This window comes from Arenibacter sp. P308M17 (assembly GCF_003426735.1).
Classification (GTDB): domain Bacteria; phylum Bacteroidota; class Bacteroidia; order Flavobacteriales; family Flavobacteriaceae; genus Arenibacter.
Genome location: NZ_QVON01000007.1, coordinates 118,847 through 141,202, shown reverse-complemented (window position 1 = coordinate 141,202; position 22,356 = coordinate 118,847). Strand labels below are relative to the sequence as shown.

General features: G+C 42.1%; 16 protein-coding genes. 12 read left to right on the top strand and 4 right to left on the bottom strand.

Going from position 1 to position 22,356, the window contains the following annotated elements; translation table 11 throughout:
• Positions 1 to 101 precede the first annotated feature (101 nt).
• Positions 102 to 554, bottom strand: a complete 453-nt coding sequence (locus D0S24_RS16725; protein ID WP_117020969.1) for a DUF1569 domain-containing protein — start codon at positions 552 to 554, stop codon at positions 102 to 104.
• Between the two features lie 102 nt (positions 555 to 656).
• Positions 657 to 3,113 (bottom strand): M14 family metallopeptidase, encoded by a 2,457-nt coding sequence (locus D0S24_RS16720; protein WP_117020968.1) that lies wholly within the window; start codon positions 3,111 to 3,113, stop codon positions 657 to 659.
• A gap of 211 nt (positions 3,114 to 3,324) precedes the next feature.
• Here D0S24_RS16720 and bshC point away from each other — a divergent pair, with 211 nt between their 5' ends.
• On the top strand, positions 3,325 to 4,926 hold the full coding sequence (gene bshC, locus D0S24_RS16715) for a bacillithiol biosynthesis cysteine-adding enzyme BshC (protein ID WP_117020967.1): 1,602 nt from the start codon (positions 3,325 to 3,327) through the stop codon (positions 4,924 to 4,926).
• A gap of 79 nt (positions 4,927 to 5,005) precedes the next feature.
• Entirely contained in the window at positions 5,006 to 6,376 is a 1,371-nt protein-coding gene (locus tag D0S24_RS16710; RefSeq protein WP_117021075.1) for a pyridoxal-dependent decarboxylase, read from the top strand.
• Positions 6,377 to 6,387: 11 nt separating this feature from the next.
• On the opposite strand, the gene D0S24_RS16705 is transcribed toward D0S24_RS16710, so the two are convergent.
• The gene (locus D0S24_RS16705) at positions 6,388 to 6,933 is read right to left on the bottom strand and encodes a pyridoxamine 5'-phosphate oxidase family protein (protein WP_117020966.1); all 546 of its coding nucleotides are present in this window, start codon (positions 6,931 to 6,933) and stop codon (positions 6,388 to 6,390) included.
• A 610-nt stretch (positions 6,934 to 7,543) separates the two neighbouring features.
• On the opposite strand from D0S24_RS16705, the gene guaA reads away from it, so the two are divergent.
• The 4 genes from guaA (at position 7,544) to D0S24_RS16685 (ending at position 12,626) form a co-directional block, all read left to right on the top strand.
• On the top strand, positions 7,544 to 9,076 hold the full coding sequence (gene guaA, locus D0S24_RS16700) for a glutamine-hydrolyzing GMP synthase (protein ID WP_117020965.1): 1,533 nt from the start codon (positions 7,544 to 7,546) through the stop codon (positions 9,074 to 9,076).
• Positions 9,077 to 9,532: 456 nt separating this feature from the next.
• On the top strand, positions 9,533 to 11,698 hold the full coding sequence (locus D0S24_RS16695) for a LysM peptidoglycan-binding domain-containing protein (protein WP_117020964.1): 2,166 nt from the start codon (positions 9,533 to 9,535) through the stop codon (positions 11,696 to 11,698).
• A 5-nt stretch (positions 11,699 to 11,703) separates the two neighbouring features.
• On the top strand, positions 11,704 to 12,108 hold the full coding sequence (locus D0S24_RS16690; RefSeq protein ID WP_117020963.1) for an OsmC family protein: 405 nt from the start codon (positions 11,704 to 11,706) through the stop codon (positions 12,106 to 12,108).
• Positions 12,109 to 12,119: 11 nt separating this feature from the next.
• Positions 12,120 to 12,626, top strand: a complete 507-nt coding sequence (locus D0S24_RS16685; protein WP_251795813.1) for a DUF922 domain-containing protein — start codon at positions 12,120 to 12,122, stop codon at positions 12,624 to 12,626.
• Between the two features lie 104 nt (positions 12,627 to 12,730).
• Here the strand turns inward: D0S24_RS16685 and D0S24_RS16680 are convergent, their stop codons facing one another.
• Positions 12,731 to 13,600: a hydroxypyruvate isomerase family protein gene (locus D0S24_RS16680; RefSeq protein ID WP_117020962.1), complete on the bottom strand. Its 870-nt coding sequence runs from the start codon at positions 13,598 to 13,600 to the stop codon at positions 12,731 to 12,733.
• 437 nt (positions 13,601 to 14,037) lie between these two features.
• On the opposite strand from D0S24_RS16680, the gene D0S24_RS16675 reads away from it, so the two are divergent.
• The 6 genes from D0S24_RS16675 (at position 14,038) to D0S24_RS16650 (ending at position 22,325) form a co-directional block, all read left to right on the top strand.
• Positions 14,038 to 14,271 carry a DUF3820 family protein gene (locus tag D0S24_RS16675; RefSeq protein ID WP_072862729.1) on the top strand — a complete coding sequence of 78 codons (234 nt, stop codon included), beginning with the start codon at positions 14,038 to 14,040 and terminating at the stop codon, positions 14,269 to 14,271.
• 63 nt (positions 14,272 to 14,334) lie between these two features.
• Positions 14,335 to 15,960: a CTP synthase gene (locus D0S24_RS16670; protein WP_117020961.1), complete on the top strand. Its 1,626-nt coding sequence runs from the start codon at positions 14,335 to 14,337 to the stop codon at positions 15,958 to 15,960.
• A gap of 118 nt (positions 15,961 to 16,078) precedes the next feature.
• Positions 16,079 to 17,935 (top strand): membrane protein insertase YidC, encoded by a 1,857-nt coding sequence (gene yidC / locus D0S24_RS16665; protein ID WP_117020960.1) that lies wholly within the window; start codon positions 16,079 to 16,081, stop codon positions 17,933 to 17,935.
• Positions 17,936 to 18,566: 631 nt separating this feature from the next.
• On the top strand, positions 18,567 to 19,757 hold the full coding sequence (gene mnmA, locus D0S24_RS16660) for a tRNA 2-thiouridine(34) synthase MnmA (protein WP_117020959.1): 1,191 nt from the start codon (positions 18,567 to 18,569) through the stop codon (positions 19,755 to 19,757).
• Position 19,758: 1 nt separating this feature from the next.
• Positions 19,759 to 21,384: a S8 family serine peptidase gene (locus D0S24_RS16655; RefSeq protein WP_117020958.1), complete on the top strand. Its 1,626-nt coding sequence runs from the start codon at positions 19,759 to 19,761 to the stop codon at positions 21,382 to 21,384.
• The gene (locus tag D0S24_RS16650; RefSeq protein ID WP_117020957.1) at positions 21,384 to 22,325 is read left to right on the top strand and encodes a nitronate monooxygenase family protein; all 942 of its coding nucleotides are present in this window, start codon (positions 21,384 to 21,386) and stop codon (positions 22,323 to 22,325) included. The genes D0S24_RS16655 and D0S24_RS16650 overlap by 1 nt, the downstream gene beginning before the upstream one ends.
• Positions 22,326 to 22,356: the final 31 nt, after the last annotated feature.

Below are 22,356 nucleotides of genomic sequence, written 5' to 3'. Positions count from 1 at the left end.
AAATATTGAATTATATTCAAAAACATTATATTTATTAAAAAATGTCGTAAAGCTTATTATATGAGGTTTATAAGGGGATCCAAGGTAATATTCTTTATTTTCTAAACTCCAAATTGTTCCAAATGATGGTTAAGGTGTTTATAGAACAAATTGTTCCACTCCGTTTTGGTCAAAGTGCCAAAAGAGTGCGATTCCTTATTGTGAAAGTAAGCCTCCCCTAGCTCTTGGGTTTTTATCAAATGATCTATTAATCGCTTCTTTTCCTTATCAAAGTCCCTTTGGTCCACAACTAGAAAGGCTGGGGCCGTTCTACTGTTCTTTTTGTATGGTTTTTCATTGACCACTGTTGGCTTTACAAAAAGTTTAAGAATTAGTTTCATTGGCCCTTTAGGTCTGGGATGCTTTTCCGTATATACCATTTCATAGGCCACATTGCAGTGGGCCAACATTTGGGCAACATTCATTTTACCCCAAATACCTGAACTATTAGGGGTTAATTTATCTATTCTTCCTATGAGTTCGTCTACTACCTTTTTCTCAAAAATATTTTTCATGTTTCATGTTTCAGTTTTTCCTATGTCCAATTTTATTAGGACTGCTCACCATGTTTATATATTGGATCTGCCGTTTAAACCGGGAAATTTGTACCGACTATATTATTTTACCATAAAAAGGGCATTGACAAAGAAGAGTTTGCCATTTTCCCAAAAACCCCGGAACAAGGGGTTGTCCACCATATAAATAATCTGTCCCTTGCCCATTTCCTCTACTCCGAAAACCAAAGTATTGGCAATTTTTTTCTTAGCCTCGCTTCCTGCAAATCCTGCAATATGTGAATTGGTGCCATCTAAATGGACCACTGTTCCCGATTCTAATTTTTCAAAGGCATCATCACCTAACTTAAGGGTAAAATAGTGGTCGCCGTAACCGTATGCCAAGGGGTGCGTTTGGTCCACCTTGGTTCTAAAAATAGCTCCTGTGATGGCGTTTTTGATGTCTTCCCGTTCCGCTTCTTCATAGGGAAGTATATTTTCCGTGCTGTCTTTTTTAATTTCCTTTTCCTTGATGGCAAACCCATGTTCCCCATGTATCCCTTTTATGGCACCTTCCATGGCGATCAACTTTCCCCCATTGGTAACAAAGTCCTTCAGTTCCTGTAGTTTATTTTCAGTAAAGAACTTGCTGTACCACCCGTTGGGGAGAATTAGGATATCGTATTCGGATAAATCCATTTCGTCATAATACTCGGTATCCAAAACAGTCAATGGATAGTGGAGCTGCTGTTCAAAAAAGTGCCAAATTTCCCCAAATTCGAGGGTGCTGGTAGGTTCGCCGGATAGCAGTGCTATTCTGGTATCCGTAATCATTGGCACGGAACTGGAACCAAAATCATTTCCATTTTCCACAAATCCAGTATTGGTTGCCGTCAATATGGTCTTATTGTTATGTGCAATACGGCCTATGGCCTCTACAAAATCCTTCTTGTTTTTGTTGTCCCCTTTGGTAACGATGAGGCTGCCCCTATCAAATTTTTTGCCTTCCGCCCGAAAAGGATTTTTAGCAAATCGCACCCTGATATTCTCTTTGAGCAGTGCGGTCAGAAATCGGGCATCCTTCATGCTGGTCCAATCGCAAATATAGGCATAGGCGTGTTGGTCCATGTGGGCTCCCTTGGAGGGGAATTCCATCTTGTCCCCCGAAGGGCCGTATTCCACCACGGTTGGGGAAGCTATGGCCTCCAATCCGTAGGCGTAGGGCAGGGACCAGGCCGTTATATCATAGGTAAGCGAATCGCTTAGCTTTGTATTGGGTTCCAGAAGTACCTGGGCCAGGGTGCCTTTGGTTTGGTTGGTGGAGACTACTAAACTGGAAGGGGTGGTTTTCATGGCCCCCAATTTCCCCGAACTGTACAGATGTCCTTTTACGGTACCTTCCTTGGTCCAGCCGTATGTCATCCCATGGGACCTGAAAAGTTCCGTTAGGATCTCTATTTTATCGGGATCCCCGTTCATCACATAGCTGTTGTATTTAAAGCTTTTTTCCAGATAGAACTTCCTAAACTCGCTATTTAATTTTTCTACGTTTTCCGAAGCTACTTCCACGGTAGATAGACCAGTGGTATGGTGATGGGCAATGCGGTCGTGCAGGGTAAGGGTGTCCCCTATATAAGTATTTATTCCCAGTCCGGCACGCCCACTGCCGCCCTGCTCGTAGGTCATTCCTATGCTCCCGTTATAGGTGGGATAGGTATCGCCATAGCTAGGGTACAATAGATCAAAAATTTCTTTTGTAAAATAAAACCAGCCATTGGCATCAAAGTACTTGGCGTGGTTCTTCCCCATAGTAACCTGAAAGTCGCGCTGAAAATCGGTTACCACTTCATGAAAGGGTTCTGCGGCAGGGGCAAAATAATAGGGGTTGTTCACTCCCTGCTCGTGGAAATCCACATGGATATGGGGCAACCACTGGTTGAAAATTTTTATGCGTTGCCGACTTTCGATCTGTGTGAGCCAAGCCCAATCACGATTTAGGTCGAACATATAGTGGTTGGAACGCCCGCTAAGCCAGCCTTCATGATGTTCCTTACTGTTGGGGTCTATATTGTTGGGAGTGTTCTTAAATTGGTTGTACCAGTTGACATATCTATCGCGACCATCAGGATTAATGCAGGGATCCATGATTACTACCGTATTTTCCAAGTAATTGGACTTGCTGGTCAAAAGTTCATAAATGGTCTGCATGGAGGCTTCGGTGCTTGCACTTTCGTTTCCATGAACATTATAGCTCAGCCAGACTATGGCCTTGGTAGGTAATCCCTGGCCAGTAGTGTTCTTAAGGTGCTCCTGCCTAATGGATTCTAGGGCAACCATGTTTTCGGGCGAGGAAATATAGGCTACGATAAGGGGCCTACGCTCATGGGTATTTCCATAGGCCACTATTTTAACCCGATCCTGAGCATTCTCGGCCAGATAATTATAATAGTCCACCACCTTATGGTGCCGGGTAAATTCGGATCCCAATTCATAACCCAAAAATTCGGAAGGAGATTGTAGTGCTTGGGAAATGCCCAAGGCGGTTACAAGGAGTAAAAAGGGTAGTAGAAGTTTTTTCATTTAAATCCATTGATGTGACAGGAACCAAATCTAAGGAATATTCGCGATATTGGTTATCTTCCGAAGATGCTAGTTATTTCTTGGATCGGTTAAGTTGTCTAATTAAAGGATGGGGTCTATATTAAAAAATATAAATTAAACTTCTTAACGTATTTTTAGGAACTGAAAAAAGGGATAATTTTATCTTTACCCGTTATTACCAACATTATCTATGGAAGTTGAAAGTATACCCTTTAAGAAAACCGGTTATTTTTCCAATTTAATATGTGATTATCTGGATGGAAAGGAAACCTTATTCCCTTTTTATGATAGGCCGCCCCAAATTGAACAGTTTGCGGGGCAGATTAAGACCAAGCAAAATTTTCCCATAACCCATCGTGAAGTTTTGTATTCCGTACTTAAAAATCAATACAGGGCTATTGATATTTCGGAGGACACCAAGGTAAATATATCACTACTAAAGGAAGCTTCTACCTTTACAGTGGTAACGGGGCATCAATTAAATTTATTTACGGGGCCATTATATTTCCTGTACAAGATCATTACTACCATAAACTTGACCAAAGAACTGAAGCTGGCCAATCCGGAAAACAACTTTGTGCCCATATATTGGATGGCAACCGAGGATCATGATTTTGAAGAAATAAACTATTTTAATTTTAAGGGGAAAAAATTACAATGGAATAAAACAGTAACAGGAGCGGTAGGGCCAATGACAACGGATGGACTTGAACCTATCCTAGAAGCTTTGTCCAATGAAATGGGCCAAAGTATAAATGCCACTAAGCTTAAGGAGTTGTTCGGTAAGGCATATATGGGCCATGATAACCTTTCCGACGCCACCCGTTTTTTGGCCAATGAACTTTTTGGGGAACACGGGCTGGTGATATTGGACGGGAACCATACGGAATTGAAGGGTTTATTGGTTCCCTATGTAAAACGCGATCTGTTGGAAAATGCCTCATATAAAAAGGTCATGGAAACCATAGGGCAACTGCAGGAATTACCTGATAATTACGGTATTCAGGTCAATCCAAGGGAAATCAATTATTTTTATCTGTTGGATGGCGTTCGGGAGCGGATTGTGGAACGGGATGGGAGATTTTATGTCAACGATACTAAAATTGAATTTAGTCAAGAGGAAATTCTGAATGAATTGGAGACTTATCCTGAGCGTTTTTCGCCCAATGTGATTACCAGGCCTCTTTACCAAGAGGTGGTATTGCCTAATCTGTGCTATATTGGAGGGGGCGGGGAATTGGCGTATTGGCTGCAATTGAAAGCTATGTTTACAGAATTGAAGGTGCCCTTTCCCATTTTATTGCTCCGTAATTCGGCCTTGGTGATTACGGGGAAGCAGAAGGAGAAGTTGGAGCGAATGAATATTTCTATGACCGACATATTTTTAAATCAAAGTAGTTTTATCAATAAGAAGATCAGGGAAATATCCAATATTGATATAGACTTTGCTCCCCAAAAGAAATATTTGCAAGAGCAGTTCAAGGACCTGTACGATCTGGCCGTCCAAACGGACGCTTCTTTTTTAGGGGCGGTCAAGGCCCAGGAGGTGAAGCAATTAAAGGGGTTGGATAATTTACAGGGAAGATTGTTAAAGGCCCAAAAAAGGAAGTTGCAGGACCATGTAGTGCGCATGACCGAAATTCAGAACCAGCTCTTCCCCAATAAATCACTTCAAGAACGCCACCTTAATTTCTCGGAACTTTATCTAGAGTATGGAGAGCGGTTGATTCCGCATTTAATGAAAGCACTTAGGCCACTTTCCGGTGCGTTTTCCATCGTAAAAATGGATTGATCCAACCTTATTTATTGCCCTGCCCCACAAGTTTCCACACCATCAAAATGGCTATATTTGTTAAAAACAGACTATGTCCATGCAAAAAGTAGACTTTGAAATGGTGGAAATGACATTGGATGTCATGAAATACGCCATTGGTCGAATTACCCATCCGGCCCCGGAATTGGGCAAGCCCAAAAAGGAAAGGGAGTTAAAGGCCCTAGTAGGGGAAACAGTAACTCCAGAAGGAATTGGAGGGGAAAGGGCCTTTCATTTGTTTAAGGAGGTGTTGATAAAGGCTACCGTACCCATTGATCATCCCAGACATTTGGCATTTGTCCCGGCCTCACCAACAAGGGCCGCGGTCATGTTCGATCTGGTAACTTCCGCCTCCAGTATTCACGGAGCCTATTGGATGGAAGGGGCCGGTGGCATTTTTTGCGAAAACGAGGCTATGAAATGGTTGGTGTCCTTAACCGGGCTGCCAAAGGGATCGTTCGGGGTATTTACCAGCGGTGGTACGGCGGCCAATTTATCGGGTATGGTCACTGCCCGGGAGCATTGGAGGAAAAATCCGGAAAATGGGAATAAAAAGGGGTTGATCATAACCTCTTCAGGGGCCCACTCATCGGTAAAATCCATGGCCAAGGTTATGGATTGCGATGTAATTTTGGTAGAAACAGAGGAACAGATGACTGCGGAGGCCCTAAGAGAACGCATCTGTTCCTTGGATGCCCAACAGAGGGGTAGGTTATTTGCCGTTGTGGCCACCGGAGGCACCACTAATGCAGGTATAATAGATGATTTATACGGTATTGCCCAAATTTGCAGTACAGAAAACCTATGGTTTCATGTGGATGCTGCCTATGGTGGAGGCGCCCTGGCCTCCAAATCGGCACGGCCATTGTTCCATGGGATAGAAAAGGCGGACAGTATAACCATTGATCCGCATAAATGGCTTTTCTCTCCCTATGATTGTGGGGCCATAATTTATAAGAATCCGGAGTTGGCCAAAGAAGCGCATTCACAGGAAGGTTCCTATTTGGAAATATTTAAGGATGAAGGTGCCCATGGTTTCAATCCTTCGGACTATCAAATACAGTTGACCAGAAGGGTAAGGGGCCTACCACTTTGGTTTTCGCTGGCCATGCACGGGACCGATAAGTATTCTTGGGCCGTTGAACAAGGAATTGGATTGGCCGGTTTGGCAGGACAATTAATAGAGCGGCATCCCTTGGTAGAATTGGTAAGGGAGCCAAGTCTTTCCTGTGTGCTTTTCAGAAGAAAAGGATGGCTGCCCCAGGATTATACCCATTGGACCTATAAAAATCATCGGGAAGGTTTTGCCCTTGTGACCCCGACCAAATACCGGCAAAACGGTATGGATGAAACTGTGGCACGTTTTTGTTTTATAAACCCGGATACGACCGAGAAGGATATTTCCAAAATTTTGGATTCGATGTCCTAAAAGCAGTGAAATTAAGGCACCAAATACTCGTTTTCCCATTCTGTGCCCACTTTGGAGAACCGGACCCTGATATGATGGGGCCGGGACAATTTTAGATACTCCATTTTGTGGGGTGTTATCTCTACCAGGCAGAAATGATGCTCTTGATTTAAATAGGTAATATCCCTGGGGTCTGTTAACTTACTTCCGGGAGATCGGCTTGTGGTATATTGTTTTTTTGCGTAGCTATCCAGTGTACCCCAATATTTCTCTTTGGTAGCATCGTCATCCCTGCAGTTTGCCGTGCCTTCGATCTTTAATTGTAGCAATTTGGTAGGGTGGTATAGGAGCAGGCTTACCTTTTTGTTCTCTTTTATATGTGTAATTTTTTTTGAGCGCTTATCGGTGTAAAAGGTCAGTTTTAGATTACCCGAAACCTCCCTTAATACAACGGTACGCAAACGGGCAACCTGATCCAATCCTACCGTGGCCAGTGTAAATAATCGGAAAGGATGGTCTTTTTCCGTGGTCACCTTATGCAACTCCTCCCTTATTTCATCTAAATAATTGGCGGCCATGATCAACTTTTTTTGTTTTTTAAAGATATAAATAATTGTTGGGGTAGGGTGTTTCCCATTTCGATTGTTATGGTAGTAAATTGCTATGAATTTGAAAATAATTTCTTGTGAAACGAGCGTTAATAAATTTTAAAAGTTTATTCACATCCCGATTGTTATTAGGGATGTTTAAAATTCCTGCCTTGCCGGCAGGCAGGTTTAATGTGAGAGCGTAGCGGTTACACGCGTTCTCAACCTGCCCGACGAGCTGTTCAGGCTGGTTTTTTAATTAATTTAATGTTCGGTAATTACAATAATTTAAACGTGTGAATTGTGAGCAGTTATAATTAGTTAATTGGTTTTAGGTTGGTTTTGATTAGTAAGCCCGGTTGGTTACCGGGCTTTTTCTTGTCCTTAAGGAATAAATTTTTGAAATGGAACCAAATTTTCTCCCTGTTCAAATCCGATCATTGGTTTTTTTGACAGACATTTTATTCGATTCGGTTAAAGTTGCTTCTATTTAATGGGTGTATAGGCAAAATATGGGCGTAATATCTTCCTGTTTATAAGTTTTGTGATTATTATCCCCTAAAGATACTTTTTCAAAAACTTCAAATTACTATTTTTGCCCATGCAAAATAACGTCCTCATATTAGATTTTGGTTCCCAATATACACAGCTCATCGCTAGAAGGGTAAGGGAACTTAATATTTTCTGCGAAATAAAACCGTTCAACCATTTGCCCGACGATTTATCGGAATATAAGGCAGTAATACTATCAGGATCTCCTTTTTCGGTAAGGGGGGATGATGCACCACATCCTGATCTGTCTCAAATAAAAGGGAAAAAGCCATTGTTGGCGGTTTGTTACGGGGCCCAATATTTGGCGCACTTTAACGGTGGCAATGTAGCTCCTTCCAACACCCGTGAATACGGCAGGGCAAAATTGTCCTTTATAGATCATAGGGAATCCTTCTTTGATGGGATTTCCGAAGGTAGCCAGGTTTGGATGAGCCATAGCGATACCATAAAGGAATTGCCCGAAGGCGCCATTAAATTGGCAAGTACCCATGATGTGGAAAATGCGGCCTATAGGCTAAAAGGGGAAGATACCTATGCCATACAATTTCACCCGGAAGTATACCATACTACGGACGGGAAAAAGTTGTTGGAAAACTTTCTGGTCCATATAGCTGGGGTAGCCCAGACATGGACCCCGGATTCCTTTGTGGAAACTACCGTTGCGGAATTGAAGGCTAAAATCGGTGGTGAAAAGGTAATTCTTGGCCTTTCCGGGGGAGTGGATTCCACGGTAGCGGCAGTCTTGTTGCACAAAGCGATCGGAAAGCATTTGCACTGTATTTTTGTGAATAACGGACTGTTGCGGAAAAATGAATTCCAATCGGTATTGGACCAATATAAGGGAATGGGCCTAAATGTGAAGGGGGTGGACGCTTCGGCACGCTTTTTGGATAGTTTGGAAGGGGAAAGTGATCCGGAGAAAAAAAGAAAGGCCATAGGGAGGGTTTTTATAGAGGTCTTTGATGATGAATCCCACTTGGTGGAAGATGCAAAATGGCTGGCCCAGGGAACTATATATCCTGATGTTATAGAGTCGGTCTCTGCCACAGGAGGTCCGTCAGCGACCATAAAGAGCCATCATAATGTTGGTGGATTACCGGATTATATGAAATTGAAGGTAGTGGAGCCATTAAGAATGTTGTTCAAGGATGAGGTTAGACGTGTAGGTGCCACTTTGGGAATAAACAAGGAGCTGTTGGGAAGACATCCCTTTCCGGGACCGGGCTTGGCCATACGTATCCTTGGGGATATTACTCGGGAGAAAGTGGCTATTTTACAGGAAGTAGATGCCATTTTTATCAACGGTTTAAAGGAATGGGGGCTTTATGATAAGGTTTGGCAGGCGGGTGCTATGCTTTTGCCGGTCAATAGTGTAGGGGTAATGGGAGATGAACGGACCTACGAAAAATGTGTAGCGTTAAGAGCGGTGGAAAGCACGGACGGGATGACAGCGGATTGGGTTAATCTGCCCTACGAATTCTTGCAAAAAACCTCTAATGACATTATAAATAAGGTTAGGGGTGTAAATAGAGTGGTATATGATATTAGTTCCAAGCCGCCAGCGACCATCGAATGGGAATAGTTTAACGGCAGGTACATCGAAATTTTATGTCCCTTGTTGCGCAATAATTTTTATTGTGAACTCATTTAAACTTTTCTGATTGAAGCGAACCCGCCCGATCCGGTACGGGCAGGAATCAGCTAGTTTTTGTCCAATTGAAACTCTTTTTGAGTTGCATAGCAGGGCTACGGAACAAGAAAAAGGTGAAAAGTGGGCGAAAAAGAGCGATTTTTTAGCCAATTGAGAAAAGTTTAAATGAGTTCTATAACATTGTTGTGTTTATGTTCGTTCTCCAAGGTGTACAAGGCTTAATTAAATAGAACAAATAAAATCCATACTTGTGAAATGAGCATAAACAAATTTAATTTTTTGCATTCCCACCGAAATAATTAAATTTTTTGTGCGAAAGCACAGCGGTTGATCTATGCAGAAAATTTTTATTATACTCATTTTCAGATTATAAAAATTTTTAAATAGATGAAAATACATAGAAAAGTATTATTGATAACATTTTTGTTCATGTTGGTGGGCATCAATGCAATTGCACAAAAGTTCACGACGCATTCTGTTAAAGCTGGGGAAACCTTGGAAAGTATCGCAAAAAGATACCATGTTAGCGAGCAGGGAATACTAAATTACAATAAGGAGATAAAAAAAGGTCAGGCCTTAAGGGCCAATACCATTTTGGTGATACCATCGTCTACCGCGGTAGTTGTAAAAAAAGACAGTGTTCCGGAAGTAGGCACCTTATTGCAGGCTTTGCAAGGTGATACGTCCGGCACTCAAGAGCGCGAACCCATTGGCTATACATCGCATAGGGCCAAAAGAAAGGAAACCCTGTTCGGTATTTCCAGACAGTACAATATTTCGGAGGACGATATTAAACGGTACAATACAGAGTTGTATTCCGCTCAGTTGAAAAAAGGCATGATCCTTAAGATACCCAAATATAAAAGGATAGACCCTTCCCAAAAAACGTATATTGAGGATAATTACGAAATCTATACCGTGCAACCCAAGGAAACACGCTGGAGTATAGCCAATAAGTATGGGATCACTATTGATAGTTTATTGGCCTTAAACCCAAAATTGTCCAAAATAACCGATTACCTGTCCTTAGGGCAGGAGCTTCTATTGCCAAAGATATTGGGGAGCTCCATACAGGATCAAGAAACCCAATTGTACAATTCCTATACCGTTCCGGCCAAACAGACTTTTTATAGTCTGGAGAAAAAATTTGGATTGACCGCCAACGAAATTATAGCCATGAATCCTGAAATTAAAGAGAGGGGAGGGCTAAAGGAAGGGATGGTACTTAGGATATCGGTAAAAAAGATGGAGACGGGTGAGGTCAATATTGAGAATTATAATTTTTATGAGGTGAAACCAAAGCAGACCGAGTTTTCGTTAACCCGTAAATTTGGTGTTACCTATAAGGAATTATTGGAACTTAATCCAGAATTAAAGGATGGGTTAAAGGCGGGAATGGTCTTGAAACTGCCCAAGGCCCAGAAAGGAAATTTTGACGTAAAAAATGCGCTTATCCTGGATAAGATCAACCTAAGGGACAGTATCAATACATTAAATCGACCGAAATTGGTGTTTCTTCTGCCGTTTAGATTGGATAGGTTGGATTTGAACGATAACACATCTGCCAAAAGTGCCATCGAGAACAGAAAGGACGTAAAATATAGTTTGGGACTTTATTCCGGGGCGATGGTTGCTTTGGATTCGGTAGCCAAACTGGGAATCTCCGTAGATGTTAAAACCTATGATACCCAATTGGACTTGAATCGCACCAAGGGTATATTGCAAAGGGAAAATTTAATCGGGGTATCCGCAATTTTTGGTCCTTTGGAGGCCCAATCCCTAAAAGAGGTTGCGCTCCAAGCTTCGGAGTACGGAGTACCCGTAATTGCACCCTTGACCGATAGGAGCGATTTGAGTTTGAACAATGTATTTTTTGCCCTTCCTTCAGAAAAGGTGTTGGAAGAGCATATGTTGGACTATGTTGAGGAATTGAGAACCAAGGAAAACGTAATCATTATTGCGGATCAAAAGAACAAACCTGTCGAATCTACCTTGTTGATGAAGTTCCCTGGGGCCAAAATAGTGGCCTTAAAGGAGGATAGAACGGTAGATATCGCGAAAATTAGCAAGCTACTTTCCAAGGAGACAGAGAATTGGGTGTTCTTGGAGACGGACCAGGCCAATGTGGTATATCACGTAGGTTCTTTGCTTAATTCATTGATAAGTAAGGAGGTAGGGATACGTCTTTTTACAACCGACAAGAACAAGGCTTTTGACAGTGAGGTGGTTTCCTATTCCCATCTTTCCAATTTGAAGTTTACCTTTCCTTCGGCTTCCCGTGAAATCGGGGAGAATGGTTTTGTAAAATTGTACAGGGCCAAATATGGCGCGGACCCGGATGAATATGCGGTTAGGGGTTTTGACCTTACTTACGACCTACTTTTGAAATTAGCGTATAAAAATAATCTGGTAAATGCATCCAAATTGGTTGGGGAGACCGAATATGTAGGTAATAAATTTAATTTTAACAAGGATATCTCTTCCGGGTATTACAATAGGGCTTCCTACATTCTCGGATATGAGAATATGAATATTATAGAACTAAAGGATTGATTCCAATGACCTCAAAAGTAACATATACCGGTAATCTTAGAACACGCTGCGAGCATATTAGATCCGGGAATTCCTTTATTACGGATGCACCATTGGACAATCATGGCCTGGGACAGGCATTTTCTCCAACGGATACCGTTGCCACGGGTTTGGCCAGTTGTATGTTTTCCGTTATGGGAATAAAGGCCAGGGGGCTGGAATTGGATTTGGAGAATTCCACTGCCGAAGTTATAAAGCATATGGCAGCAGATCCGCGACGGATTTCCAGGATCGATGTTAAATTTAATCTGCCTAGCATAATTTCTGACAAGCACAGAAGAATATTGGAGCATACGGCCCGTACCTGCCCCGTACATTACAGTTTGCATCCGGACATCGAAAGGAATATCACTTTCCAGTGGGATCTTTAAGGAAAGCAATATTGTTTTTTATTTGGGGTATGCTCCATATGGCCTATGCTCAGGAAGATGAGGTGGTTTTATGGACCCCGGAAAGGAAATTGTCCTGGTCCGATTTTAAGGGAAGGCCGTCCGCTAATTCCGGTGCCGCCGCTATCACGGCCAGCGGTATTACCTACAGTTTTTCCGCCCAGGGAACCAATGATAAAATGGTACTTGATTTTAAGGTGGATACCTATTTTTATCCGGAGAAATCATGGTACATACCTAAACTGGCCAATCCGACCATCTTGGGACATGAGCAATTGCATTTTGATATAGCTGAAGTGTTTGCCAGAAAATTGAGGCGAATTCTGGACACGACCCAATTTACAGGCAATGCAAAGTACGAGGTAAAGGAAATTTATAGGAATATACTACATGAACTGAACAACTATCAGAACCAATATGACTCCGAGACCAACTTTTCCAGGGATACTGTGCAGCAACTGTCATGGAATAAGAATATCAAAAAGATCCTGAACGATTAGATTCTAGACGTTAGATTTTTGAAACTTTGAACTTCAAACTTTGAACCTTCAACACAAGCAATAGGTCCAGTGTCCAGTATCTATTGTCCGGTCTCCTAAATCTACTATACGTCGCAAATAGTTACTCCTTCTTTTAGGGCGGCTATTTTATCGTCCCAGGTTGGGATAAATTCCTGCGCTACATGTCCTTTAAAGCCTGTGGCCAATATTGCCTTCATTATTGCCGGATAATACAACTCCTGGGTTTCATTTATTTCATTTCGGCCAGGATTGCCGCCGGTATGATAATGTCCAAAGTACGAATGGTAGTCTTGGATATTCCTAATAATATCGCCCTCCATGATCTGCATATGGTAAATATCATAAAGCAGTTTGAAATTGTTGGATCCCAATTTTTTGCACAATTGCACGCCCCATTCGGTATGATCGCACATATAATCCTCGTGGTTTACTTTGGAATTCAATAGCTCCATTTGTATTACCACCCCGTGTTTTTCTGCCAGTGGCATAATCTTACTTAATCCGTCCACACAGTTTTGAAGTCCAACGGCATCATCCATGCCCCTTCTATTTCCACTAAAGCAGATAAGATTGGTATAGCCTGCCGCTGCCACCTTGGGAATCATTTCCGAATAATTCTTAATTAAGGTTTCATGATATTGGGGGTCGTTCCATCCTTCGGTAAGGCTAATTTCCGCCCCATTGCACATGGAGGAATTAATATTGTATTTTTTAAGTATTGGCCAGTCTTTGGGGCCGATTAGGTCTATACTTTTTATGCCCAGTTCTTTTAAGGAGTTTAGGAAATCCTCAAGTGGGATGCTCCCATAGCACCAATAACATACACTGTGGTTGATGTTGTTCTTTAATTTTGTTGCTTCATTTTTGTTCGGCTCCATTGCATTTCCAGTTTTGTAAGTAAGCATGCCAACCGATGCCACTGCTGAGGTTCCTATAAATGTTCTTCGTTTCATCTGTTCTGCTTTAATTAGTATTGAAGGTGCTATATGGGTTGCTTTCCGATACGCCATGTATACTTGCCCCGCCTACAGTTTGTATAGACCTATTTTCTGTATATTTTAGAATACAGTTGGGGTACCATGCAATATGTTAAGCTATTATAAATGTAATTTGTACGCGTATAAAGATAGGCGATTTGTCTTAAAAATACGAAAATTGGAAATAGAATGTTGAAAATGGACTAGGGTTAACAGGATATTAGTGTAAAGTAAATCTTGAAATGACCTCTCAACTGTGAAGTGACTATCGATTGTCCGGTCGAGCGGAGTCGAGACCTGAATATATTGATAAAACATACTTAACATAATACTATGGTACTTTTGGAAATGGATTTTATTCAAAAACTTGGGAAGCATTTTTGAAGGTGGTATCTTTGGGTAGATTTTTTAGCATGAATGTAGTTCCGGACAAGAGACAATTAATAGAATTGGCACATTATAGAATGCCATTTGGTAAATTTAAGGGAAGATATTTGGTGGAACTGCCCGAACCTTATTTGGTATGGTTTCAGCAAAGTGGTTTTCCGGAGGGAAAGCTGGGAAATTTGTTAAGGGCCATGCTGGAAATCAAAATTAATGGACTTGAGGGTCTAATTCGTAAAATTCAAAAAGATTTTCCCCAATAATATCAGTGAATTGTTATAGCAATTCGTATTTTTGCTCGCGTTACGAATTCAACCTAACGCTTCATGTCGCAGACCAAATATATTTTTGTAACCGGTGGGGTTACCTCATCCCTCGGAAAAGGGATCATAGCAGCCTCTCTTGCCAAATTATTACAGGCCCGGGGTTACAGAACTACCATCCAAAAATTGGACCCATATATAAATGTTGATCCGGGAACTTTAAATCCCTATGAGCATGGTGAATGTTATGTTACCGATGATGGGGCCGAGACCGATTTGGATTTGGGTCATTATGAACGATTTTTAAATGTTAGGACTTCACAGGCCAATAATGTAACCACTGGAAGAATTTACCAAAGCGTTATTGAAAAGGAACGTAGGGGTGAATTTTTGGGAAAAACCGTTCAGGTGGTGCCCCATATCACCAATGAAATAAAGGAGCGTATCCAATTATTGGGAAAAAGTGGAGAATATGATATTGTTATTACAGAAATAGGTGGTACGGTCGGGGATATCGAATCCTTGCCTTATATAGAGGCGGTACGTCAGTTGTTATGGGAGTTGGGCGATAATAATGGGATCGTTGTACATTTAACCTTGGTGCCCTATCTTTCTGCGGCCGGGGAGTTAAAAACAAAACCAACCCAACATTCCGTAAAGACTTTAATGGAAAGCGGTATTAAGGCAGACATTCTGGTGTGTAGGACCGAACACGAGATTCCGGACGACCTCAAGGATAAATTGGCACTTTTTTGCAATGTTAAAAGGGAGGCGGTAATACAATCCATTGATGCGTCTACCATATATGACGTGCCTATTTTAATGCAACAGGAAGGATTGGATACCGTTACCTTAAAGAAGTTGGCACTGCCGGACAACGTAGTTCCCGATCTTACCAATTGGAACCAATTTTTACAATGGCACAAGAACCCAAAAAATGAAGTTACCGTAGGTCTCATTGGGAAGTATGTGGAATTGCAGGATTCCTATAAATCCATTCTGGAATCCTTTATCCATGCCGGATCGGTGAACCATGTAAAAGTAAAGGTTATATCCATTCATTCCGAACATCTTTCCGTCAAGAATATTGAAAAGAAGATGCAAGGTCTTGACGGTATCTTGGTAGCACCAGGCTTTGGTGAAAGGGGAATAGAAGGGAAAATTAAGGCGGTGCAATTTGCCCGTGAAAATAAGATACCATTTTTGGGCATATGTTTGGGGATGCAAATGGCAGTAATAGAGTATTCCAGAAATGTACTTGATCTTAAAAAAGCGAATTCCACCGAGATGGATGAAAATACTCCTGATCCCGTAATCAGTATTATGGAGGAGCAGAAGAATATTGTCAACAAGGGAGGTACTATGAGATTGGGAGCTTGGGACTGTCGTTTGGAAAAGGGCAGTCTGGTACAAAAGATCTATCACGGGGCATCCGAAATTTCAGAGCGCCACCGTCATCGTTATGAGTTTAACAACAATTATAAAGAACAATTGGAGAAGGCCGGACTGGTCGCTTCCGGAATAAACAATGAAACCGGATTAGTGGAAATAGTAGAAATTCCTGCCCATCCTTGGTTTATTGGGGTTCAATATCACCCAGAATACAAGAGTACGGTAGACAATCCGCACCCATTGTTCGTAGGGTTTATAAAAGCCGCTTTAAAGCATCAGAAGGAAGGAAAGCAATAAACTATGCCAGTTTGGCATTTATAGCCTAATTGGGCATATATTTGCAAGCTGATTCAATCTGTTGGGAACGTAGATGCTGTCCGTATCCCTGCCGATAATATTTTAAATTAAACTTTAGATGGAGGAAAAGAAATTGGATATTAATACCATAATCGGTTTTGTACTGATTTTTGGTATTCTTATTTTTATGTTTTGGCAGAATCAGCCAACACCGGAAGAGCTGGAAGCACAGAAGGCAAAACAAGAACAGCTGAAGGCCGCTGAAATGCAAAAGGCCGATTCTACCAAAGAGGGGGTTGCCCCACCCAAGACGATCGACCTACAGGATTCAATGGCCGTGGCAGGCTATAAAAGCGCTATAGGTGCCTTTGGTTACACGGCTCCTACGGAGGGGACCACAGTATTGGAAAACGATGTTGTTTATTTGGAAATAAACAATAGGGGAGGTCAGATTATTGAAGCGAAGATGAAAGGTTACGTAACCTATGATTCCATTCCCGTTTATCTGATTAAAGATGGCAATGCCAATTTTGCCCTTAATTTCAGTACTTCGGACAATAGGGTTTTAAACACCAACGACTTGTACTTTGAACCCACTCTTGCCAAATCTGGCGAAAATCAGGTACTTTCCATGAAAGCCAAGGTAGCATCGGACAAGTTCTTGGAATATCGTTACGAAATGAAACCTGACGAATATATGATTGGTTTTACGGTTCGGTCCCAAGGCCTAAATGGAATTTTGAATACTTCTAAGCCCATTGATCTGGATTGGAAGATGAAAACGATCCGCCATTCCAAAAGTATCGAATATGAAAACAGATATACCAGGGTTACCTATAATCACGATGGCGATAAAATAAGTAAATTGTCAGAAGGCAGTGAGGATGAGGAAACGGAAGTGGATTTAAAATGGATTTCTTACAGGCAGCATTTCTTTAGTTCCATTCTTACCTATGCCAATAAGTTTGAAACGGCTAAATTGAATTCGGTAAATTTGGTGGAAGAGGAAAGTCATACCCAACAGTTTACCAAGGAGTTTGCTGCCGAGGTGCCCTTGAAATTGGAAGGTGGGGAGTTGGCCTATAATTTTAATTGGTACTATGGGCCAACCGATGTAAAGGTTTTGGCACAGTACAAAGAATTGGGACTCGATGACTCCATTCCTTTTGGTTGGGGTATTTTTGGATGGATCAATAGGTATATCTTTACTCCCGTATATACTTTTTTGAGTTCTTTTTTACCATATGGTATCGCTATCGTGGTCATGACTATTTTGGTAAGGCTGATTATGTCTCCTGCAACCTACAAGTCTTATTTGTCCCAGGCCAAAATGAAGGTTTTGAAACCTGAAATCACCGAGCTTAACGAGAAGTTTAAGGACAATGCCATGAAAAAGCAGCAGGAGACCATGAAATTGTACAACAAGGCTGGGGTAAGCCCAATGAGTGGTTGTGTACCTGCTTTGTTGCAGATGCCCATTTTTTATGCCCTGTTTATGTTTTTCCCTACTTCGTTTGCGCTAAGACAGAAATCGTTTCTGTGGGCAGATGACCTTTCTTCCTATGATGCTATAGCACAATTGCCGTTTAATATTCCGTTTTATGGGGACCATGTAAGTCTGTTCCCAATATTGGCCTCTGTAGCCATATTCTTTTATATGATGATGACCACTGGTCAGAACATGCAGACGCAGCCCGGAATGCCCAATATGAAATTTATCATGTATTTGTCCCCCTTGATGATGTTGGTATTCTTTAACAATTATGCCAGTGGACTAAGTCTGTACTATTTTGTGTCCAACTTGATAACCATTTTTATTATGCTGGCCATCAAGAATTTTATTTTGGACGAGGAAAAGATCCACGCCCAGATACAGGAGAACAAAAAGAAACCAAAGAAGGAAAATAAGTTTCAAAAGAAGATGCGCGAGATGATGGAGCAGGCCGAGGAACAGAAAAAGATAGGAAAGAAGTAAGTAACTGTTTTTTAAACAAATGATTAAGGTGCCTGAATTTTTTCAGGCATTTTTTTTGGACATCTTCTGCGATTTTCTACCGGGAAACAGCCTTCCACCCAATTTAATTTGTCTATATAACTTAGAGCCGTGTTAAGATCTGCTTGGGATAGGTGTAGTCCTTGAGGTGGAAGATTGAAGTGTTGGGATAATTTTAAAAACAAAAACCCCGGCCATCAGGTCGGGGTTTTTAGTATTGATTGGGTTTAGTTTGGTAAGATTTGGGACTCCAAAGATTATGTTTTTTTAATCTGTATAAAATTAATAGTTGTAAAGTTGCCATTTTAGTATGCTAAAGTGGCTTCTTTTGATGTAAGGGTATTTTTTCTTGAATTTAATTCTCCATTTTCTTGGTGGAAGGTACTTTCATTTTAATTGCTATGCATTCTAAAAAGTATATACAAGTCCATAGATATTTTGAGATCGATTCTTATTAACGCTACAATTGTTCAGTACTTGGCTATTGGACAATACCTCAATATAGACGGACTATATTTTTATAGCGGGCAAATTTCAATTTCGTATTTTTGCATAGGATTTGTAAGCCATAAACGGTTTGCAGCGACCAAGGGTAAACAATAAAGAATTACAGATGCAAAAGGTGGTAGTCGGACTTTCCGGCGGGGTGGATTCCAGTGTTACGGCATATCTACTAAAGGAGCAGGGGTACGAGGTTATAGGCCTTTTTATGAAGAACTGGCATGACGATTCCGTGACCATTTCCAAGGAATGCCCTTGGTTGGAGGACAGCAATGATGCCCTTATAGTTGCGGAGAAGTTGGGAATACCCTTTCAAACCGTAGACTTAAGTGCCCAATACAAGGAACGTATCGTAGACTATATGTTCAGGGAATACGAAAAAGGAAGAACACCAAATCCCGATGTGCTTTGCAATAGGGAAATAAAATTTGATGTGTTTATGAAAATTGCCATACAGCTTGGCGCAGACTATGTGGCAACAGGACATTACTGTAGAAAGGGCGTCATTAAAAATGGGGATGGAACAGAAACATATCAGTTACTGGCCGGGGCGGACGCAAATAAGGACCAATCCTATTTTTTATGTCAGCTTTCCCAGGAACAACTTTCCAAAACCTTGTTCCCTATTGGTGAATTACAGAAACCAGAAGTACGTAAAATTGCAGCCGAAAACGATTTGATCACTGCGGATAAAAAAGATTCCCAAGGGCTCTGCTTTATCGGAAAAGTGCGTTTGCCAGAATTCTTGCAACAGAAGTTAAGGCCAAAAAAAGGGGTCATTGTGGAAGTTCCTGCGGTATTGGAGCATTATGGGAGCGATATTCCCAAGTTTAATTCCAAATTGGAGGAATTGGCCTATTATGCGGAAAAACCACACTATGAACCAACTGATGGAAAAGTGGTAGGGGAACACCAGGGGGCCCACTATTTTACAAAAGGACAGCGCAAGGGCTTGGACGTAGGGGGAACCAAAGAACCCTTGTTCGTAATCGAGACCGATGTTGATCAAAATATAATCTATACCGGTCAGGGCAAGGGCCATCCGGGCCTTTACCGCAGGACCTTGTTTGTAAACAATGATGAACTGCATTGGGTCCGTACAGATATGGCATTGGAAATGGACCGGACTATGGAGGTGATGGCCAGGATAAGATACCGTCAGCCTTTACAAAAGGCAACACTTTATAGGGTAGATGCCGGGGTGTATGTGGATTTCGCTGAAAAACAATCGGCTATTACGGAGGGGCAATTTGTAGCTTGGTATATAGGAGAGGAATTGGTAGGTTCAGGGGTAATCTCTTAAGATGGCCAGGGCAACCCTTTTATTGTTTGTAATATTCTCGGTTTGGGGAAGGGCCCAAGAACACGCATGGGTATATTTTAAAGATAAGGACAGGGTAGAAGAGTCCCTTTTAAATCCATCAAGCATTTTATCTGCAAGGGCAATACAAAAAAAAGGTAGATTTAATATTGCCATAGATGAAAGGGATGTACCTGTGAGCGAGGCTTATATTGCCCAATTGAAACTTCAAACGGGAATTACGGTAAAGGCGAAGTCCAAATGGTTCAATTGTGTTCACGTTCTTGGTAATGTATCGGATATTGCCTCCTTAATGGACCTTCCGTTCGTGGATCATATTTCTTATGCCGATAAGGGTATAAATGCCAAATCCGACCCGGGTATACATATGGCAGATCAGATCAACAATCATATCAACAAGTTTCTGGAACAAGGGGCCGATTTTGTCTATGGACAAAGTGAGGTACAGCTGCAACAATTGGGGGTACCTGTTCTTCACCAAAATAATTATACAGGGGATGGCCTTTTAATTGCCGTTTTGGATAGTGGCTTCCCCTATGTGGATCAAATGGAGGCATTTGGTCGTTTACGCATGAACAATGATTTATGGGGAGGGTATGATTTTGTTGTTCGGTCAACAAATATTTATGCAACTAACGGAAATGATCACGGTACAAGGGTATTGTCCGATATGGCCGGTTTTGTGGACGGACAATTTGTGGGGGCCGCACCGGATGCCAGTTATCTTCTTTTTAGAACCGAGGATGCCGTGACCGAAACCCCGGTGGAGGAAAGTTATTGGGTAGAGGCCGCTGAGCGGGCAGATAGCCTTGGGGTAGATATTATTAACAGTTCCCTGGGCTATAGTACCTATGATGATCCAAGGTATAATTACTCCCCAGTGGATATGGACGGAAATACCGCGTTTATTTCCAGAGGGGCCAATATAGCAACTGAAAAAGGGATACTGGTCGTAAATTCTGCCGGGAATTCCGGGGATAGTTCTTGGGGTATAATTACGGCTCCTGCAGATGCCGATGTGTTTGGGGTAGGGGCGGTGGATACCGCTGGCAATTATGTGGCCTTTAGTTCCAGGGGGCCAAGTGCCGATGGAAGGTTTAAGCCGGATGGGATGGCCTTGGGTGCGGGAGCAGCGGTAATAGGCCCTGATGGTAGATTGGTGAAAAATAATGGGACTTCCTTTGCTTCGCCCCTAATGGCCGGTGCCATCGCTTCCTTATGGCAGGCATTCCCGGAAAAAAACAATATGGAGATTATGGCGATGGTACGGGAATCGTCTTCCCGATATCAAAATCCAAATGCTGAAATGGGTTATGGAATACCCAATTTTTCTATCCCCCTGGCAAAATTGGGAATAGATATATCAAATCTTGGGGATGATTTGTACCTATTTCCGAATCCCTCCAGTACCGAGTTTCAAGTACTGCTTCCCGAGACTTATGGGAGTGCCCATTTAATGCTATTCGATACATACGGAAAACGAATTCTGGAAAGACGGCTTAATCAGGCCAACGAGGAAGTATCCGTAGAAAATTTAAGCAGGGCCATGTATATTGTGCATGTAAATGTGGATGGGGTTCGCAAGGAATTTAAATTGATAAAAAACTAATGGGAAATAGAATTACCGATCTTTTTGGAATTCGATACCCCATAATCCAGGCCGGTATGGTTTGGGCCAGTGGATGGCGTTTGGCTTCTGCCGTTTCCAATGCCGGGGGATTGGGGATCATAGGAGCAGGGTCCATGTACCCGGAAGTACTTAGGGAACATATAGGGAAATGTAAGTTGGCCACAAATAATCCTTTTGGGGTCAACGTGCCCATGCTGTATCCGGAAATTGAAAAGCTCATGGAGATAATAGTGGAGCTGGATGTGAAGATTGTGTTTACTTCGGCAGGAAACCCTAAAACCTGGACCAACTATTTAAAGGAAAGGGGCATTATTGTAGTGCACGTGGTGAGCAGCGTAAAATTTGCCCAAAAGGCTGAGGAGGCAGGGGTGGATGCCATTGTTGCGGAAGGTTTTGAGGCTGGAGGGCATAATGGTAGGGAGGAGACCACTACCCTGACATTGATTCCTGCGGTTAAAGAAAAAATAAGTATCCCTTTAATAGCTGCCGGGGGCATAGCCACTGGCAGGGCCATGTTGGCCGTTATGGTCTTGGGGGCCGATGGGGTGCAAGTAGGCAGTAGGTTTGTGGCGAGCAATGAAGCCTCGTCCCACCCACTATTCAAGGAAAAAGTGGTTGAGGCAGGTGAGGGTGCCACGCAACTCACCTTAAAGGAATTGGCACCGGTACGATTGATAAAAAACAAATTCTTTAACGATATACAAAAGGCCTATGCCAGATCTGCAACGGTAGAGGAACTAAAGTCCCTATTGGGTAGGGCCAGGGCCAAAAAAGGGATGTTCGAGGGCGATCTGGAAGAAGGGGAGTTGGAAATTGGCCAGGTGGCCGCACTGATCCACAACATTAAACCCGCCGCCCAAATTGTGACGGACATGATGGAGGAATTTACCCAAGCCAAGGCAGGGGTGAAGGATATCTAATTTTTTACTTTTTTTGAAGCGGAATCACATT

Coding starts and splice junctions, on each gene's coding strand:
- D0S24_RS16725 (WP_117020969.1), bottom strand. CDS start 554: ATGAAAAATATTTTTGAGAAAAAGGTAGTAGACGAACTCATAGGAAGA.
- D0S24_RS16720 (WP_117020968.1), bottom strand. CDS start 3,113: ATGAAAAAACTTCTACTACCCTTTTTACTCCTTGTAACCGCCTTGGGC.
- bshC (WP_117020967.1), top strand. CDS start 3,325: ATGGAAGTTGAAAGTATACCCTTTAAGAAAACCGGTTATTTTTCCAAT.
- D0S24_RS16710 (WP_117021075.1), top strand. CDS start 5,006: ATGCAAAAAGTAGACTTTGAAATGGTGGAAATGACATTGGATGTCATG.
- D0S24_RS16705 (WP_117020966.1), bottom strand. CDS start 6,933: ATGGCCGCCAATTATTTAGATGAAATAAGGGAGGAGTTGCATAAGGTG.
- guaA (WP_117020965.1), top strand. CDS start 7,544: ATGCAAAATAACGTCCTCATATTAGATTTTGGTTCCCAATATACACAG.
- D0S24_RS16695 (WP_117020964.1), top strand. CDS start 9,533: ATGAAAATACATAGAAAAGTATTATTGATAACATTTTTGTTCATGTTG.
- D0S24_RS16690 (WP_117020963.1), top strand. CDS start 11,704: ATGACCTCAAAAGTAACATATACCGGTAATCTTAGAACACGCTGCGAG.
- D0S24_RS16680 (WP_117020962.1), bottom strand. CDS start 13,600: ATGAAACGAAGAACATTTATAGGAACCTCAGCAGTGGCATCGGTTGGC.
- D0S24_RS16675 (WP_072862729.1), top strand. CDS start 14,038: ATGAATGTAGTTCCGGACAAGAGACAATTAATAGAATTGGCACATTAT.
- D0S24_RS16670 (WP_117020961.1), top strand. CDS start 14,335: ATGTCGCAGACCAAATATATTTTTGTAACCGGTGGGGTTACCTCATCC.
- yidC (WP_117020960.1), top strand. CDS start 16,079: ATGGAGGAAAAGAAATTGGATATTAATACCATAATCGGTTTTGTACTG.
- mnmA (WP_117020959.1), top strand. CDS start 18,567: ATGCAAAAGGTGGTAGTCGGACTTTCCGGCGGGGTGGATTCCAGTGTT.
- D0S24_RS16655 (WP_117020958.1), top strand. CDS start 19,759: ATGGCCAGGGCAACCCTTTTATTGTTTGTAATATTCTCGGTTTGGGGA.
- D0S24_RS16650 (WP_117020957.1), top strand. CDS start 21,384: ATGGGAAATAGAATTACCGATCTTTTTGGAATTCGATACCCCATAATC.